Raw genomic sequence first — 13,890 nt, 5'->3', positions numbered from 1 at the left:
CGCACCCCGCGCGGCAAACATACATCAGAACGTGTGCTCGGCGCCTGGAAACGTGCCGTCCTTCACCGCCCGCACATACGCCTCGACGGCCGCCTGAATGTTCGGCTGTCCCTGCATGAAATCTTTCACGAAGCGCGGCCGCTTGCCGGGGAAAATCCCGAGCATGTCGTGCAGCACGAGCACCTGACCCGAGCAGTCGAGACCCGCGCCGATGCCGATCGTCGGAACGCGCAGTTGCCTCGTGACCTCGCCCGCGAGTTGAGCCGGGATCGCTTCCATCAACAGTGATTGCGCGCCGGCGGCCTGCATCGCGAGTGAATCGCGCAGCAGCTGGCTCGCGCCCGCTTCGGTCTTGCCCTGCACCTTGAAGCCGCCGAATGCATGCACCGACTGCGGCGTCAGACCCACGTGCGCGCACACCGGAATCGAGCGCTCGACCAGAAACCGCACCGTATCCGCGAGCCATTCTCCGCCTTCGAGCTTGACCATCTGCGCGCCCGCGCGCATCAGTTCGACCGAACTCCTGAACGCATCTTCGCGCGTGCCGTACGTGCCGAACGGCAGGTCCGCCATGATCAGCGCCGACGGCCGCGCGCGCGAGACGCTCGCCGTGTGATACGCGATGTCCGCCAGCGTCACGGGCAGCGTGGTCGCCTGGCCTTGCAGCACATTGCCGAGCGAGTCGCCGATCAGCAGCACGTCGACGCCCGCGCGATCGAGCAGCGCGGCGAAGCTCGCGTCGTAGCAGGTGAGCATCGCGATCTTTTCGCCGGCGTCGCGCATTGCCTGCAGTTTCGGCACGGTGATCGCGCTCCGGCTCGCTTCCTGCAAATAAGTCATGGTCAATCCAGTGAGAAAAATGAACTAGCCGCGCCGCTTACAGCGACGTGGCTTTGACAAAGAATTCCTTGCGGCCGCGCATCGTCTCGATGCGTTCGGCGAGCAGCGCAAGGTCCGCGTCGGAGTCGAGCGGATTCAGGTGTTCGGCGTTGACCGTCAGCACGGGCGTGCGGTCGTAGTGGTAGAAGAATTCGTTGTACGCGTCGCACAGCGCGCGCAGATACGCATCGGAAATCTGCAGCTCCATCGGCACCGCGCGCTTCTGGATGCGCGCGAACAGCACCTCGGGACTCGCCTGCAGATAAACGACGAAGTCCGGCTCCGGCGCGCTGACGTCGAGCCGCGCGGCAAGCGCGTGGTACAGCTGCCATTCGTCTTCCTGCAAGGTCAGACGCGCGAAGATGTCGTTTCGCTGCGTGATGAAGTCGGCGATCAGCGGCGTGCCGCTCGCCTGCGCGGCGCCCACTTCCTGCGCCTGCTGCGCGCGTTGCAGCGCGAAGTGCAACTGCACCGGCAGCGCATAGCGCGCGGTGTCGCGATAGAAGCGTTCAAGAAACGGATTGTCCTGCGAGCGCTCGAACAGTTCGTGCATCGACCAGCGTTGCGCGAGGCGCCGCGCGAGTGAGGTCTTGCCGACGCCGATCGGCCCCTCGATCGCGATATAGCCGAACGGCGGACGCAGCTGCGGCGCGGTGACCGTGAGCGGCGGCGAACTCATTCGCAACGGCCTTTCCCGGCGGAATTACCGGCGAGCGCATTGAGCATCGGACACTGGCAGGGCCCCTTCACCTTCTCGATGCGCTGATCGCTGACGCTATCGAGCAGCGCGGCGGCCCGGCCATGTTGCGGAATCACGATCGCCGCATCGATCTCGACGAGCGGCACCAGCGCAAACGCGCGCTCGACGAGGCGTGGATGCGGCACGATCAGGTCGGCTTCGTCGATCGATTGATCGCCGTACAGCAGGATGTCGAGATCGAGCGTGCGCGGCGCATTGCGGAACGGCCGCTCACGGCCGAAATGATGCTCGATCTTGTGACACAGCGCGAGCAGATGCCGCACGGGGAGCGTCGTCTCCAGCTTCACGACGCAATTGAAATAGTCGTCGCCGCCCGCGTCGATCGGGGCAGTGCGATATAGGCTCGATTTGGCGAGCACGGTGATGGTGTGCTGTTGTGCGAGGCACACCACCGCGTCTTTCAGGGTCTGGCGCGCGTCCCCGAGATTCGCGCCGAGGCCAAGATAAGCAACCGTCATGGCATAACTTCCTGCAGCTATCGTTTCGACGGCTCTTCCGCGAACGCCGCGTCAGTCTTCGTGCGAGCCTTCGCGGCTCGCGTCGTTGTCCGTGCGTTCGGCGGACGAGCCGCCCTCCACCCCGTCACCTGATTTGCGGTTTCTGGCGCCACCGCGCCGCCGTCGTTTTCTGGGGCTCCGGTCTTTCCCGCCTTGCGTGAGCAATGCCTCGCGCGCGGCGGCGTCTCCTTCGATGAACTCCGTCCACCACGTACCGACCGACTCGTCAAGTTCGCCCGATGCGCAGCGCAACAGGAGGAAATCATACCCCGCTCTAAATCTTTGGTGTTCCAGCAGCTTCAGCGCGCTGCGGCCCGAGCGCTTTTCGAGGCGCAGCTGCAGACCCCAGATCTCGCGCATGTCGGCCGAGAAGCGCTTGTGGATCGCGAGCTTTTCGGTCTGCATGTCGAGCACTTCGTCCATCGCGCGATGCAGCGCGGGCACCGGATACTCGCCTTCGGCCTCGAACTTCTGCCAGCGCTGCTGCACGTCGTGCCACAACAGCGTCGCGAACAGGAAGCCCGGCGACACCGGTTTGCCGGCGAGCACGCGTGCATCTGTATTAGAGAGTGCCAGAGAAATGAATTTCTCGCCGGTCGGCTGCTCGAGCACCACGTCGAGCAGCGGCAGCAGCCCGTGATGCAGGCCTTCCTGGCGCAGCCGCTTCAGGCACGCTAGCGCGTGACCCGACAGCATCAGCTTCAGCATTTCGTCGAACAGACGCGCGGCGGGCACGTTGTTGATCAGATCGGCCATCTTCTCGATCGGCGCGCGCGTGGCGTCGTCGATGTCGAAGTCGAGCTTGGCGGCGAAGCGCACGACACGCAGCATGCGCACCGGGTCCTCGCGATAGCGCGTGGCCGGGTCGCCGATCATGCGCAGCAGGCGCGTGCGCATGTCGGCCATGCCGTTGTGGTAATCCAGCACGGTTTGCGTGGCCGGATCGTAGTACATCGCATTGATCGTGAAGTCGCGGCGCGTGGCGTCCTCGTGCTGCTCGCCCCACACGTTGTCGCGCAGCACGCGGCCGCTCGCGTCGACCGCGTGGGTGCGGCGGTCGAGCTCGTCGCGCTTCAGACGCTTCGGCGGCGGCGCGTCGGCCGCGGGCGGATCGACCAGCGCGCGGAACGTCGAGGTCTCGATGATTTCCTGGCCGAACTGGACGTGCACGATCTGGAAGCGCCGGCCGATGATGCGCGCGCGGCGGAACAGCTTCTGCACCTGTTCGGGCGTCGCGTCGGTCGCGACGTCGAAGTCTTTCGGCTTCACGCCGAGCAGCAGGTCGCGCACCGCGCCGCCGACGATGAACGCGCGGAAGCCCGCCTGTTGCAGGCCCTCGGTCACGCGGATCGCGTTGCGCGAGATCAGCGTGGGGTCGATGCCATGCACGTCGTGCGGAATGATGACGGGGACGTCCGGTTCGCGCGGCGCTTGTGCGGCGGCAGCGGCGGTGGATTTGCGACGCGGCCGCGCGGCCGTGCCGGAAGCGGTCGTGCCGGATACGGACTTGCCGCGCGCCGGCGGCTTGTCATTGGCATTGCCGTCGACGCTGGCGGCGGAGAGCGTGTCGTCAGCGCTCGCCGCGTCCTGGCCGAATAGCTTGCGGATGAGTTTCTTGATCACGAGGGTTGGAAGAGTTCGAGGATGCGCCAGCCTTTGGCCTGCGCATGGGCGCGCAACGTGTCGTCCGGATTGGTCGCGATGGGATCGGTGACTTTTTCGAGCAGCGGGATGTCGTTGTGCGAATCGCTATAGAAATAGCTGTGCTCGAAGTCGCTCCACGTCTTGCCGAGCGACGCGAGCCACATTTCGGTGCGCACGATCTTGCCTTCCTTGTAGCTCGGCGTGCCGGTCGGGCGGCCGGTGTAGGCGCCGTGCGGATCGCCGCCGACGGTCTCCGCCTCGCACGCGATCAGCGTGTCGACACCGAACGCCTGGGCGATGGGACGCGTGATGAATTCGTTGGTCGCGGTGACGACGCAGCAAAGGTCGCCCGCTTCGCGATGCTGTTTCACGAGCTCGATCGCCACCGGCTGGATGGCCGGCGTGATGACCTCGTGCATGTACTGCGCGTGAAAGTCCGCGAGCTGCGCGCGCGAGTACTTCGCGAGCGGTGTCAGCATGGCGATCAGATAAGCGTGAATGTCGAGCTTGCCGGCCTTGTAGTCGGCGTAGAAGCGGTCGTTTTCACGGGCGAAATTTTCGGCGTCGACCATACCTTTTTTCACCATGAAGCGGCCCCATTCGTGGTCGCTGTCGGTGGGAATGAGCGTGTGGTCGAGATCGAAGAGTGCAAGATTAGCCATGGGGGCCTATTTTACTTGAAGCCGGAAGAGCGGCGTGTGAACCCGGTGTGGTGGCGGGCTCGGGCGACGCGAGCATCGTGCGCAGCAGCGGTAGCGTGACCGCGCGTTTCTGTTCGAGCGAGAAGCGGTCGAGCGCGTCGAGCAGCGCCATCAGGCTCGGCATGTCGCGGCGAAAGTGAGTGAGCAGGTAGGCCGGCACGTCGTCGGCGAGCATGATGCCGCGCTCGCGCGCCGCGCGTTTCAACACCGCGGCCTTCGCGTCGTCGGGCAGCGGCGCGAGGTGAAACACGAGACCCCAGCCGAGCCGCGTGCGCAAATCCTCGCGCACCGTCATGCCGATCGGCGCCGCGTTGCCCGCGGCGACGAGCGCGCTGGTCGGATGCGCGCGCACCTCGTTGAACAGGTTGAACACGGCGATCTGCTGAGCGGCCGACAGCGCGTCGCAGTCGTCGATCGCATAGAGCGCGACGCGCGGATCGAAGCCGAAGGCGGCGAGGCTGCTTTGCGGACCGGCGAAGCGCGCATGTCCCGGCGGCGCTTCGTGCACCAGTGCCTGCAGCAGATGCGTGCGGCCGCTGCCGGCTTCGCCCCAGATGTAGAAGGTGCGATCGGCGACCGGTCCGGAGGCGAGCGCGTCGTCGAGCTCACGCAGGCGCGTGACCAGCTCGGCGTTCGCACCGGCGAAAAAATTGTCGAATGTCGATGGCGGCGGGGTGCCGAGATCGAGCGTCAGTTGACGAAGCACAGTAGGTTAATGCCGAAAATGAGGCTCGGGCCGCGAGTGGCCCGGACCGCGGGGCCTGGAACGTTGCCAGGCGCTCAGTTGTCGTGAAGCGTGCTCGCCGGGTCGTGAGGCCGCAGGTCGCGAAGCGCGACGGACGGAAATGCGCGGGGCGGCGGCGCCGGAATCGGGATATCGTGTTGCAAAGGTCGTTTCCAGGATCTCGTCGGAACGCGCGAATTCCAGCCACGCGGCCAGCATCGGGTAAAATCGCATTTTACCGACCTTCGAGCTTTTCCCCATGAATCAACCGAAATCCGCCCAGCCTTCACCCGATTCGGCCCAAGGTTTGTCGTATCGCGACGCCGGCGTGGACATCGATGCGGGCGACGCCCTCGTCGACGCCATCAAGCCCTTTGCCAAGAAGACCCTGCGCGACGGCGTGCTGGGCGGCATCGGTGGATTCGGCGCGCTGTTCGAAGTGCCCAAGAAGTACAACGAACCGGTGCTCGTGTCCGGCACCGACGGCGTCGGCACCAAGCTGCGTCTCGCGTTCCAGCTGAACAAGCACGACACGGTCGGCCAGGATCTGGTCGCGATGAGCGTCAACGACATCCTCGTGCAGGGCGCCGAGCCGCTGTTTTTCCTCGACTATTTCGCCTGCGGCAAGCTCGATGTCGGCACGGCGGCGACCGTCGTGAAGGGCATTGCACACGGCTGCGAGCTGTCGGGCTGCGCGCTGATCGGCGGCGAAACCGCGGAAATGCCGGGCATGTATCCGGACGGCGAATACGATCTGGCCGGTTTCGCGGTCGGCGCGGTGGAAAAGAGCAAGATCATCGACGGCAGCAAGATTGCTCCGGGCGACGTGGTGCTCGGGCTTGCGTCGAGCGGCATCCATTCGAATGGCTTTTCGCTGGTGCGCAAGATCATCGAGCGCGCCAATCCCGATCTGAACGCGGACTTCGACGGCCGCTCGCTCGCCGACGCGCTGATGGCGCCGACGCGCATCTACGTGAAGCCGCTGCTCGCGCTGATGCAGCAGCTCGAGGTGAAGGGCATGGCGCACATCACCGGCGGCGGCCTGGTCGAGAACATTCCGCGCGTGCTGCGCGAGGGTCTGACGGCCGAGCTCGATCATCGTGCGTGGCCGCTGCCGCCGCTGTTCTCGTGGCTGCAGAAGCACGGCGGCGTCGCCGATGCGGAAATGCACCGCGTGTTCAACTGCGGTATCGGTATGGCGGTGATCGTGTCTGCCGCGGATGCCCAGGCGGCGATCGGTCTGCTGTCCGCGGCGGGCGAGCAGGTCTGGAAGATCGGCACGGTCCGTGAAAGCGCGGCGGGTGAAGCGCAGACGGTCGTGGTCTAACGATTGACGAGGGTTCGCGTGGCGTGCCGCAACGGCGCGCCGCGCGGGCTTCAAATCCCTTGCTTCACATTTCCCGCTTTGAATCCCCGCTTCAAATCCCCGCTTTAGGTCCCTCTGATTCCCTCACTTCGATCGGCGTCTCCAACCAGCGTCTCGATCAACTCCACCACCCGCGCCGTCGCGTGCGGATCGCAGCAATCCACCACCTGTCTCTCCGGCATGCTGCGCAGCCACGTGAGCTGCCGCTTGCAGAGTTGCCGCGTCGCGAAGATGCCCTTGTCGCGCATGGTCCGATAATCGACCGCGCCATCGAGGTATTCCCACACCTGCCGATAGCCGACGCAGCGCATCGACGACATCTCCGGCAGCAGGTCGCCGCGCGCGCGCAGCTTGACCACTTCATCGACGAAACCGTGTGCGAGCATCGCATCGAAGCGCTGCTCGATGCGCGCGTGCAGCAAGCCACGCTCGGACGGCTCCAGCGCGACCGGCACGAAGCGCCATGCCGACGCGGCGTCGTCCGTGCGCGCGGGCGCGGCGAGCAGCGCCGACATCGGCTGGCCGGTCAGCATGAACACTTCTAGCGCGCGCTGGATGCGCTGCGAATCGTTCGGCGCGAGACGCGCGGCAGTGGCCGGATCGAGCGCGGCGAGCCGTGCGTGTAGCGCCGGCCAGCCGTCGCGGGCGGCGTCGGCGTCGAGCGTCGCGCGTAGTTCGGCATCGGCGCCGGGCAGGTCGTTGAGCCCCTGCGTGAGCGCCTTGTAGTACAGCATCGTGCCGCCGACCAGCAGCGGCAGCCGACCGCGCGCATGAATTTCACCGACGAGCCGCAGCGTGTCGGCGCGAAACTGCGCGGCCGAGTACGAGTCGGCGGGATCGACGATATCGATCAGATGATGCGGCGCGACCGCGCGTTCTTCCGCAGTCGGCTTCGCGGTGCCGATGTCCATCTCGCGATAGACGAGCGCCGAGTCGACGCTGATGATTTCGACCGGCCGCCGCGCGGCGAGCGCGAGCGCCGCGGCGGTCTTGCCGGACGCGGTCGGGCCGAGCAGGCACGGGATCAGGGTAGGGCGTGACGTCATGAGCAAGCGGGCGCGCGGCGCGGGCGGTGTGATCGAACGCGGCGGTTACTGGCCGCGCATGAACAGCCGATCGAGATCGGCCAGCGTCAGCTGATACCAGGTCGGACGCCCGTGGTTGCACTGGTCGGCGCGCTCGGTCGCTTCCATCTGGCGCAACAGCGCGTTCATTTCGTCGAGCGTCAGACGCCGGTTCGCGCGCACTGCGTGATGGCACGCGAGCGTGCCGAGCAGTTCGTGCTGACGCTCGGTCAGCACGCGCGAGCCGCCGAACGCGTGCAGGTCGGACAGCACCGCGCGCGCGAGCGCTTGCAGATCGGCGTCCTTTAGCAGCGCGGGGACCGCGCGGATCGCGAGGGTGGTGGGCGACAGCACCGCGAGGTCGAAGCCGAGCGCATCGAGCGTATCGCGTTCTTCCTCGACCGTGCCGATTTCGACCGGATCGGCCTGCATCGTCTGCGGAATCAGCAGCGGCTGCACGGCGATCGCTCGGTCGGCGAGCGCGTTCTTGAACTGCTCGTACAGGATGCGCTCGTGCGCGGCATGCATGTCGACGATCACGAGCCCGTGGCGGTTCTGCGCAAGCACGTAGATGCCGTGGATCTGGCCGAGCGCGAAGCCGAGCGGCTGATCGTCGGTGGCGTCGAATGCGGGGGCAGCCGGGCGCGACGCGAACGGTGCCGCGTCATATGGCGACGTCGTTTCGCTCGCCGAGTCGCGCGCTTCGAACAGCGACGCGCCTTCGACCCGGCCCGCGAGCGGATCCTTGCGGCCGAACAGCGCGTCGTAACCGGCGAGCGGTTGCGCGACCGGCAGCGTGCCTTGCGTCATGCGCGCCTGGCGCATCCACGTGTTGCCGGGCTGCGAGGCCCCGAAGCTGCCGAAGCCGCCGCCAAAGCTGCCACGGCTTCCGGCGGCGAAGCCCCCGCCGCTCGAAACACTGGCGCCCGCGCCGATGCCGTCGCCTGCGCCGCTTGTGCCGCCCAGCGGCGTCGAACCAAACGAAGCCGGTTCACCGGCCGACGGTTCCAGGTGCGCCGCATGCCCGCCAGCCGTCGTTTCCGGCGACGCGCCCGCGTGCCGCGCGAGCGCGCGCTGCACCGCATGGAACACGAACTGGTGAATCGAGCGCGAATCGCGGAAACGCACCTCGATTTTCGACGGATGCACGTTCACGTCGACGCCCTCGGGCGGCAGATCGAGGAACAGCACGTATGACGGATAACGCTCACCGTGCAGCACGTCTTCATACGCGGCGCGCACTGCGTGCGTGAGCAGCTTGTCCCGCACGAAGCGGCCGTTGACGAAGAAATACTGTTGATCGGCGCGGCCGCGGCTTGCGGTCGGCAGACCGGCGCAGCCGTAGATTGCGAGCGGACCGGCGGATTCGTCGAGCGGCAGATGGGCGGTCGCGAACGTGTCGCCGAGAATCTTCGCGACGCGCGCGGGCGGCTCGCTCGCGTTCCAGTGTTCGACGGCCTTGCCGTTGTGCAGCACGGAGATCGCGACGTCCGGCCGCGCGAGAGCGGCGCGGCGGATCTGTTCGAGACAGTGGCCGAGTTCGGTCTGTTCGCTCTTCAGGAATTTGCGGCGCGCGGGTGTGTTGAAGTACAGCTCGCGGACTTCGATCGTCGTGCCTTGCGTGCCGGCGGCGGGGCTCAGCACGCCGGTTTCCGCATCGATGCGCACCGCGTGCGGCACGTCGGCGGTGCGGCTCGTGATGCTCATCTGCGCGACCGACGCAATCGACGCCAGCGCTTCACCGCGGAACCCGAGCGTCGCGACCGCCTCGAGCTCGGCAAGCGAGCGGATCTTGCTGGTCGCATGGCGCGTCAGTGCGAGTACGAGTTCGTTCTCGGGGATGCCACAGCCGTCGTCGGTGATCGAGATGCGTTTGACGCCGCCTTCGTCGAGCAGGATGCGCAGCGTCTGCGCGCCCGCGTCGAGCGCATTCTCGAGCAGCTCCTTGACCACCGACGCCGGCCGCTCGACCACTTCGCCGGCGGCGATCTGGCTGATCAGTTGATCGGGGAGCGGCTGGATCGCGCGCAGCGGACGCGGCGCGGGCGCCGCGCGGGAGCCGTCGGAGGGTGCGGCCGCGGCCGCGGTGCCCGCAGGCGTTTCGGAGAATTCGGACATGGCGAAATTATAGCGACTCGGCGTACGCCGCCCGTGCCGGTGCCCGACCCGCAGTTTTTTATTCGACCCGAGGCACTTTCTGTATCATGTCGCGGTCACTTCGCAGCGGTCGGCCCGCCGCTTGCTGCCCCTGTTATCGGGTCGCGCGACGGCCGTTTTTCCTCTACGCAATCATCGGTTTATAAGGACATTCCTTGGATACGTTGCTCCATTTCGCCAACCTTGTCCTACACATCGACAAGTTCCTCGGGGACTTCATCCAGGTGTATGGCACCTGGGTCTACGCGGTGCTATTCGCGATCGTGTTCGCAGAAACCGGACTCGTGGTTCTGCCGTTTCTGCCGGGCGACTCGCTGCTGTTCATCGGCGGCGCGTTCTGCGCGGCCGGCCAGATGCATCTCGGGCTGCTGATCCTGCTGCTGTTGGTGGCTGCGATCGGCGGCAATACGACCAACTATCTGATCGGCCGTGCGATCGGACCGCGTGTGTTCAATTCGCATATTCCGGTGCTCGAGCGCTTTCTCGATCGCGCCGCGCTGCAGAAGACTCACGATTTCTATGAGAAACACGGCGGCAAGACGATCGTGCTCGCGCGTTTCATCCCGGTCGTGCGGACCTTTGCGCCGTTCGTCGCCGGTGCGTCGTCGATGACCTGGAGCCGCTTCCAGATGTTCAACGTCGTCGGCGCGCTGTCGTGGGTGCTCCTGCTCGTGCTGCTCGGCTATTTCTTCGGCAACATTCCGTTCATCCGTCAGTATCTGAACGTGATCGTGCTGGTCGGTATCGGCGCGGCAATTGTGCCGGTCGTGCTCGCCGCGTTGTGGAAGATGCTGCGCAAAAATGGCGCGAACGCGAGTACGCGTTGACGAGCTGTAGCCGGCTGTAGTTCGGACCTTGATGACCAGAAGGCGTCGCGAATCTCGCGACGCCTTTTTTCATGCCGCGATGCCGGCGACCCGTGCCGGCTCCGCGCGCACGTTAGGTCACATCAATCGCGCGTGATCGCGCGCGGCGCGAGCGGCGTTTCCGGCGTCGGGTAGCCGGCTTCCTTGAAGGTCTGCACGATCGCGCGATTGGTGTCGAAGTAGACCTGCCAGTAGTTCTGATTGGACGAGTAAGGGCGTACGCACAGCAACGGTCCTTCCGGCGTGAAGCTCAACACCTCGATGTCCGGCGCGGGGTTTTCGGACACGTTCGGAATCTTTGCGACGGCGGCTTTCAGACGCGCGATCGCATCGGTCGGATCGACGCCGTTGGCGATCTTCGCGGTCAGCTCGACGCGCCGGAACGGCAGCACGCTGTAGTTCGAGATCGTGTCGGAAAAGATCTTGTTGTTGCCGACGATGGTCATCACGTTGTCCGGCGTGACGATCGTCGTGCCGAACAGGCCCAACTCGGTGACGGTGCCGGTGACGCCCGCGGCCGTGACGAAATCGCCGACCTTGAACGGTCGCAGCACCTGCATGAACACGCCGGCCGCGAAGTGCGCGAGCAGGCCGCCCCACGCAGTGCCGATCGCGAGGCCAAGACCGGCGAGCAATGCTGCGAACGACGTTGTCTGCACACCGAAGATTTGCAGGATTGCGAGGACGAGCAGCAGGTTCAGCAACGCGCCGAGAATCGACGCGAGGTAGTGGGCGAGCGTCGGATCGACCTTGCCGTTGCGAGCGAGCACCTTGCGCAACAGGTTGGAGATCAGCCCGATGACCCAGCGGCCGACGATCCACAGCACGATGGCGCCGAGCACCTTGGTGCCGATGTCGATGCCCCGGGTCATGATGAATGCACGTGCGGTTTCGATATCCAAGATGTTCCTCGTTATAAGTTGCCATCAACGGATTGAACGACGGTGGTGCCATGACCCACAACGCGCGGTCTTCGGGAGTTATAGCCGACGGCGCCCGCATGCGCAAGGACCGTTCCTGCTCTGTTCGCGGGCGGCAATTGAGAGACGAAAAATGGCGGGGCGTATGTGAGAAGCCGCTCGAGCGCGCCGCCCCTACATGCGCAATCGCGATTCGGAATACGGTGACGTGCAGATGACAACCGCGTTGTCCTGGTCGCTTTTCACGGCTCGCCTGCGCTTCGACACGCGATGCCATGAGAACGCGATCACGATTGCGAGCGCATATGCGCCAGCACGCCGAAGAAATAGAGTCGGCCGGACGAAGTGTCCATAGCGACTCTGCGCGTCGGCGAACACGGCAAAGGTCAACAAGCCGTCGAGCACGCACGCAAGCAGCGCGAGCGCGATGAAAATCGCCGGGCCGCTCAACGCGGCACCCGACCCGAACCGGTTATACAGTCGACAGGCCATCGATACGATGGCGAGCAAGGCGAGGTTCGATAGCAGATCGAACAGAAAGTTGGTCATTATCAGTTCAATGAAAAAGCAATGCGCCGTGGGATTGTGGGGTTGCCGGAACGGATGCTCACGCGAGGTTCAGACATGCTCCGCTGATCCGGCGGCGATCATTGCATATCTTTTCATCTCGATAAATAACCAGAAAAAGCGATAGCCGTGTCGCGCTTTCTTTCGAGCGTTTTTATGCGCAATCGGAATGTGAAAAGTTCTTTGCAAATTTATAGTACTGCGACGGACTCCGATTGCTGCGCGTCGGAAGCGATAAGAAATGCCGAGTTGCAGCGTCGGATACCATCGAAAAGGCGAGGCCTTATTGCGTAGTTGCTGCAATCCAGTGTTGATGATCTGTTTAGTCATCTCCGGTCCTGACGCCTGCGATAGTGCCGGCGACAGTGTGTACGAGGTCTTCGGAATGCCGTAGACGACACCGAGATCGACCACGAGCCCCCAGCAGCCTTTGGCTCCCGGATGCAAGCCATAGCCGATGCCGAGGTAGGTCATCGCGCTCGCCGGGAAAGGCCGGCGACGGTGCGTCGTCAATGAATGACGCGTTGCGTCGCAACACTCCGCCACTGTGGTGAAAATGCCAAATCGAACTTGTTGGTATTTTGAAACGTCGCGCCGTGCGTTTATACGTGCGAGGATCAGATCATCGTATTCCTGATACGAAGATCCAGACTCACGGGGGCTCCATGAGTAGCATTCCGCTTATCTGGGCAGCGGTGCCGCATAACAGCGACGGTGTTGTCTTTCAGATCCAGCTTGGCCGCGGGCTTCAGCGTTTTCACGTGTCGCGGCGGGTGCTCGAGGACGTATTCGGGCTCGAACGAAAAGCGTCCGACGCGCGCCAACTCGAATTGTTCTATGTGCACGAGCAGCGCATACTCGCGCGTGCCAGCGCCAAGCGTTCGCTGGCCAGTTCGGCCACTGTTTCACTGCAGGCCACCGATTTCGGCGTGTCGAACGACCGGGAGCGTTGGGAGAGGCCGAGCGGCATCGCGCACGGCCTCATGTAGGCGGGCCGGTGTTTCACACGCAGCGGCGAGGCTGCCTGTCAGCGTGCATTGAACTGCGCTTCGAACACTTCGAACGTACCGGGGATGACCTCGCGCGCGGATGAAGATTGGCGGCCGTGGCCGCTTGCGCGCGCCGAACTTCGACGACATCAGATAGATCCGGTGCTGCTGCTCATCGAGCGCCATCGTTTTTGCGCCTTCCTGCGTTGGCCTGTTCTGCGCAACCGTGTAGTGGTCCGCATCGTCTTCATGCACGATCGTTAGCGTGCGGTCCGCGCCGTTCGAACTGGGCGCGAGCTTCAAGGACGGATCGAAAGCCGCAGCATCAGGGCGGCCCCCCTATCAACACCTCGGCCACGCGACGGCCCGACGTCGCATCGATGATCATCGTGCGGTGATTGGCGCAAACCGAAAACAGACGCTCGCTGGCCGGATCGATGGCGACGGTCAGACGACCCGTTTTGAACGTCGTGCCGATCTGGTAGTTGTCGGTCTGTTCCGGTGGAACGACACGTACTTGACTCCCGGCGTAATCGTCGAACCGTTCTGCAGTTGCCAGGCGCATTGCAGATACGGCCGGAATGTCAGCATCGTGTCGTTCATCGTAAAGTTCTGCGAAATGAACGCGAAGTTCAGCGACGCATCGGCATTGGAGTTGTCGCGGGCGTTCCTGCTCGGTCCATAGGATTTTCCCGCGCCAGGTTTCAGGCAATCCCTACACGATTCCACCGTCAGGAAACAGCAGTTTGTGTCGAT

The 13,890-nt window shown here is 64.6% G+C and carries 16 protein-coding genes; 4 read left to right on the top strand and 12 right to left on the bottom strand.

What is annotated here, in order from left to right:
- Positions 1 to 24: 24 nt before the first annotated feature.
- From panB to hda, 6 genes are read right to left on the bottom strand one after another with little or no spacing between them, the layout of a single operon-like run.
- Complete coding sequence (panB, locus tag AB3X94_RS09710; protein ID WP_176109494.1) at positions 25 to 840, bottom strand: 3-methyl-2-oxobutanoate hydroxymethyltransferase; 816 nt, start codon at positions 838 to 840, stop codon at positions 25 to 27.
- A 37-nt stretch (positions 841 to 877) separates the two neighbouring features.
- Complete coding sequence (locus AB3X94_RS09705; protein ID WP_368611406.1) at positions 878 to 1,558, bottom strand: deoxynucleoside kinase; 681 nt, start codon at positions 1,556 to 1,558, stop codon at positions 878 to 880.
- A complete protein-coding gene (gene folK, locus AB3X94_RS09700; RefSeq protein WP_176109492.1) occupies positions 1,555 to 2,097 on the bottom strand; it encodes a 2-amino-4-hydroxy-6-hydroxymethyldihydropteridine diphosphokinase in 543 nt (180 codons plus the stop codon). Before folK ends, AB3X94_RS09705 begins: the two co-directional genes overlap by 4 nt.
- A 51-nt stretch (positions 2,098 to 2,148) precedes the next feature.
- Positions 2,149 to 3,759 carry a polynucleotide adenylyltransferase PcnB gene (gene pcnB / locus AB3X94_RS09695; RefSeq protein ID WP_176109491.1) on the bottom strand — a complete coding sequence of 537 codons (1,611 nt, stop codon included), beginning with the start codon at positions 3,757 to 3,759 and terminating at the stop codon, positions 2,149 to 2,151.
- The gene (locus AB3X94_RS09690) at positions 3,756 to 4,442 is read right to left on the bottom strand and encodes an HAD family phosphatase (RefSeq protein WP_176109490.1); all 687 of its coding nucleotides are present in this window, start codon (positions 4,440 to 4,442) and stop codon (positions 3,756 to 3,758) included. Before AB3X94_RS09690 ends, pcnB begins: the two co-directional genes overlap by 4 nt.
- Positions 4,435 to 5,187: a DnaA regulatory inactivator Hda gene (hda, locus tag AB3X94_RS09685; protein WP_176109489.1), complete on the bottom strand. Its 753-nt coding sequence runs from the start codon at positions 5,185 to 5,187 to the stop codon at positions 4,435 to 4,437. The genes AB3X94_RS09690 and hda overlap by 8 nt, the downstream gene beginning before the upstream one ends.
- Positions 5,188 to 5,464: 277 nt before the next feature.
- Here hda and purM point away from each other — a divergent pair, with 277 nt between their 5' ends.
- On the top strand, positions 5,465 to 6,532 hold the full coding sequence (purM, locus tag AB3X94_RS09680; RefSeq protein ID WP_176109488.1) for a phosphoribosylformylglycinamidine cyclo-ligase: 1,068 nt from the start codon (positions 5,465 to 5,467) through the stop codon (positions 6,530 to 6,532).
- Positions 6,533 to 6,636: 104 nt separating this feature from the next.
- On the opposite strand, the gene miaA is transcribed toward purM, so the two are convergent.
- Both miaA and mutL read right to left on the bottom strand, forming a co-directional pair.
- Complete coding sequence (gene miaA / locus AB3X94_RS09675) at positions 6,637 to 7,617, bottom strand: tRNA (adenosine(37)-N6)-dimethylallyltransferase MiaA (protein WP_176109487.1); 981 nt, start codon at positions 7,615 to 7,617, stop codon at positions 6,637 to 6,639.
- A gap of 45 nt (positions 7,618 to 7,662) precedes the next feature.
- Entirely contained in the window at positions 7,663 to 9,753 is a 2,091-nt protein-coding gene (mutL, locus tag AB3X94_RS09670) for a DNA mismatch repair endonuclease MutL (RefSeq protein ID WP_176109486.1), read from the bottom strand.
- 194 nt (positions 9,754 to 9,947) lie between these two features.
- Here mutL and AB3X94_RS09665 point away from each other — a divergent pair, with 194 nt between their 5' ends.
- Entirely contained in the window at positions 9,948 to 10,619 is a 672-nt protein-coding gene (locus AB3X94_RS09665) for a VTT domain-containing protein (RefSeq protein ID WP_176109485.1), read from the top strand.
- A gap of 122 nt (positions 10,620 to 10,741) precedes the next feature.
- Here the strand turns inward: AB3X94_RS09665 and AB3X94_RS09660 are convergent, their stop codons facing one another.
- The 3 genes from AB3X94_RS09660 to AB3X94_RS09650 form a co-directional block, all read right to left on the bottom strand.
- On the bottom strand, positions 10,742 to 11,560 hold the full coding sequence (locus AB3X94_RS09660) for a mechanosensitive ion channel family protein (protein WP_176109484.1): 819 nt from the start codon (positions 11,558 to 11,560) through the stop codon (positions 10,742 to 10,744).
- Between the two features lie 192 nt (positions 11,561 to 11,752).
- Positions 11,753 to 12,127, bottom strand: a complete 375-nt coding sequence (locus tag AB3X94_RS09655; RefSeq protein ID WP_368611405.1) for a hypothetical protein — start codon at positions 12,125 to 12,127, stop codon at positions 11,753 to 11,755.
- A gap of 69 nt (positions 12,128 to 12,196) precedes the next feature.
- Complete coding sequence (locus AB3X94_RS09650; RefSeq protein WP_368611404.1) at positions 12,197 to 12,619, bottom strand: hypothetical protein; 423 nt, start codon at positions 12,617 to 12,619, stop codon at positions 12,197 to 12,199.
- A gap of 191 nt (positions 12,620 to 12,810) precedes the next feature.
- Between AB3X94_RS09650 and AB3X94_RS09645 the strand changes: the two genes are divergently transcribed.
- On the top strand, positions 12,811 to 13,134 hold the full coding sequence (locus AB3X94_RS09645) for a hypothetical protein (protein WP_176109481.1): 324 nt from the start codon (positions 12,811 to 12,813) through the stop codon (positions 13,132 to 13,134).
- Between the two features lie 84 nt (positions 13,135 to 13,218).
- Positions 13,219 to 13,398 carry a hypothetical protein gene (locus tag AB3X94_RS09640; RefSeq protein WP_368611403.1) on the top strand — a complete coding sequence of 60 codons (180 nt, stop codon included), beginning with the start codon at positions 13,219 to 13,221 and terminating at the stop codon, positions 13,396 to 13,398.
- 61 nt (positions 13,399 to 13,459) lie between these two features.
- Here AB3X94_RS09640 and AB3X94_RS09635 read toward each other — a convergent pair whose 3' ends face one another.
- Positions 13,460 to 13,846 carry a hypothetical protein gene (locus AB3X94_RS09635; RefSeq protein ID WP_368611402.1) on the bottom strand — a complete coding sequence of 129 codons (387 nt, stop codon included), beginning with the start codon at positions 13,844 to 13,846 and terminating at the stop codon, positions 13,460 to 13,462.
- Positions 13,847 to 13,890 lie beyond the last annotated feature (44 nt).

Source organism: Paraburkholderia sp. BR10923, from assembly GCF_040948765.1.
Taxonomy (GTDB): Bacteria; Pseudomonadota; Gammaproteobacteria; order Burkholderiales; family Burkholderiaceae; genus Paraburkholderia; species Paraburkholderia youngii.
This window is presented reverse-complemented; position numbering and strand designations above follow the sequence as displayed.

Coding starts and splice junctions, on each gene's coding strand:
- panB (WP_176109494.1), bottom strand. CDS start 840: ATGACTTATTTGCAGGAAGCGAGCCGGAGCGCGATCACCGTGCCGAAA.
- AB3X94_RS09705 (WP_368611406.1), bottom strand. CDS start 1,558: ATGAGTTCGCCGCCGCTCACGGTCACCGCGCCGCAGCTGCGTCCGCCG.
- folK (WP_176109492.1), bottom strand. CDS start 2,097: ATGACGGTTGCTTATCTTGGCCTCGGCGCGAATCTCGGGGACGCGCGC.
- AB3X94_RS09690 (WP_176109490.1), bottom strand. CDS start 4,442: ATGGCTAATCTTGCACTCTTCGATCTCGACCACACGCTCATTCCCACC.
- purM (WP_176109488.1), top strand. CDS start 5,465: ATGAATCAACCGAAATCCGCCCAGCCTTCACCCGATTCGGCCCAAGGT.
- miaA (WP_176109487.1), bottom strand. CDS start 7,617: ATGACGTCACGCCCTACCCTGATCCCGTGCCTGCTCGGCCCGACCGCG.
- mutL (WP_176109486.1), bottom strand. CDS start 9,753: ATGTCCGAATTCTCCGAAACGCCTGCGGGCACCGCGGCCGCGGCCGCA.
- AB3X94_RS09655 (WP_368611405.1), bottom strand. CDS start 12,127: ATGACCAACTTTCTGTTCGATCTGCTATCGAACCTCGCCTTGCTCGCC.
- AB3X94_RS09650 (WP_368611404.1), bottom strand. CDS start 12,619: ATGACCTACCTCGGCATCGGCTATGGCTTGCATCCGGGAGCCAAAGGC.
- AB3X94_RS09645 (WP_176109481.1), top strand. CDS start 12,811: ATGAGTAGCATTCCGCTTATCTGGGCAGCGGTGCCGCATAACAGCGAC.
- AB3X94_RS09640 (WP_368611403.1), top strand. CDS start 13,219: ATGACCTCGCGCGCGGATGAAGATTGGCGGCCGTGGCCGCTTGCGCGC.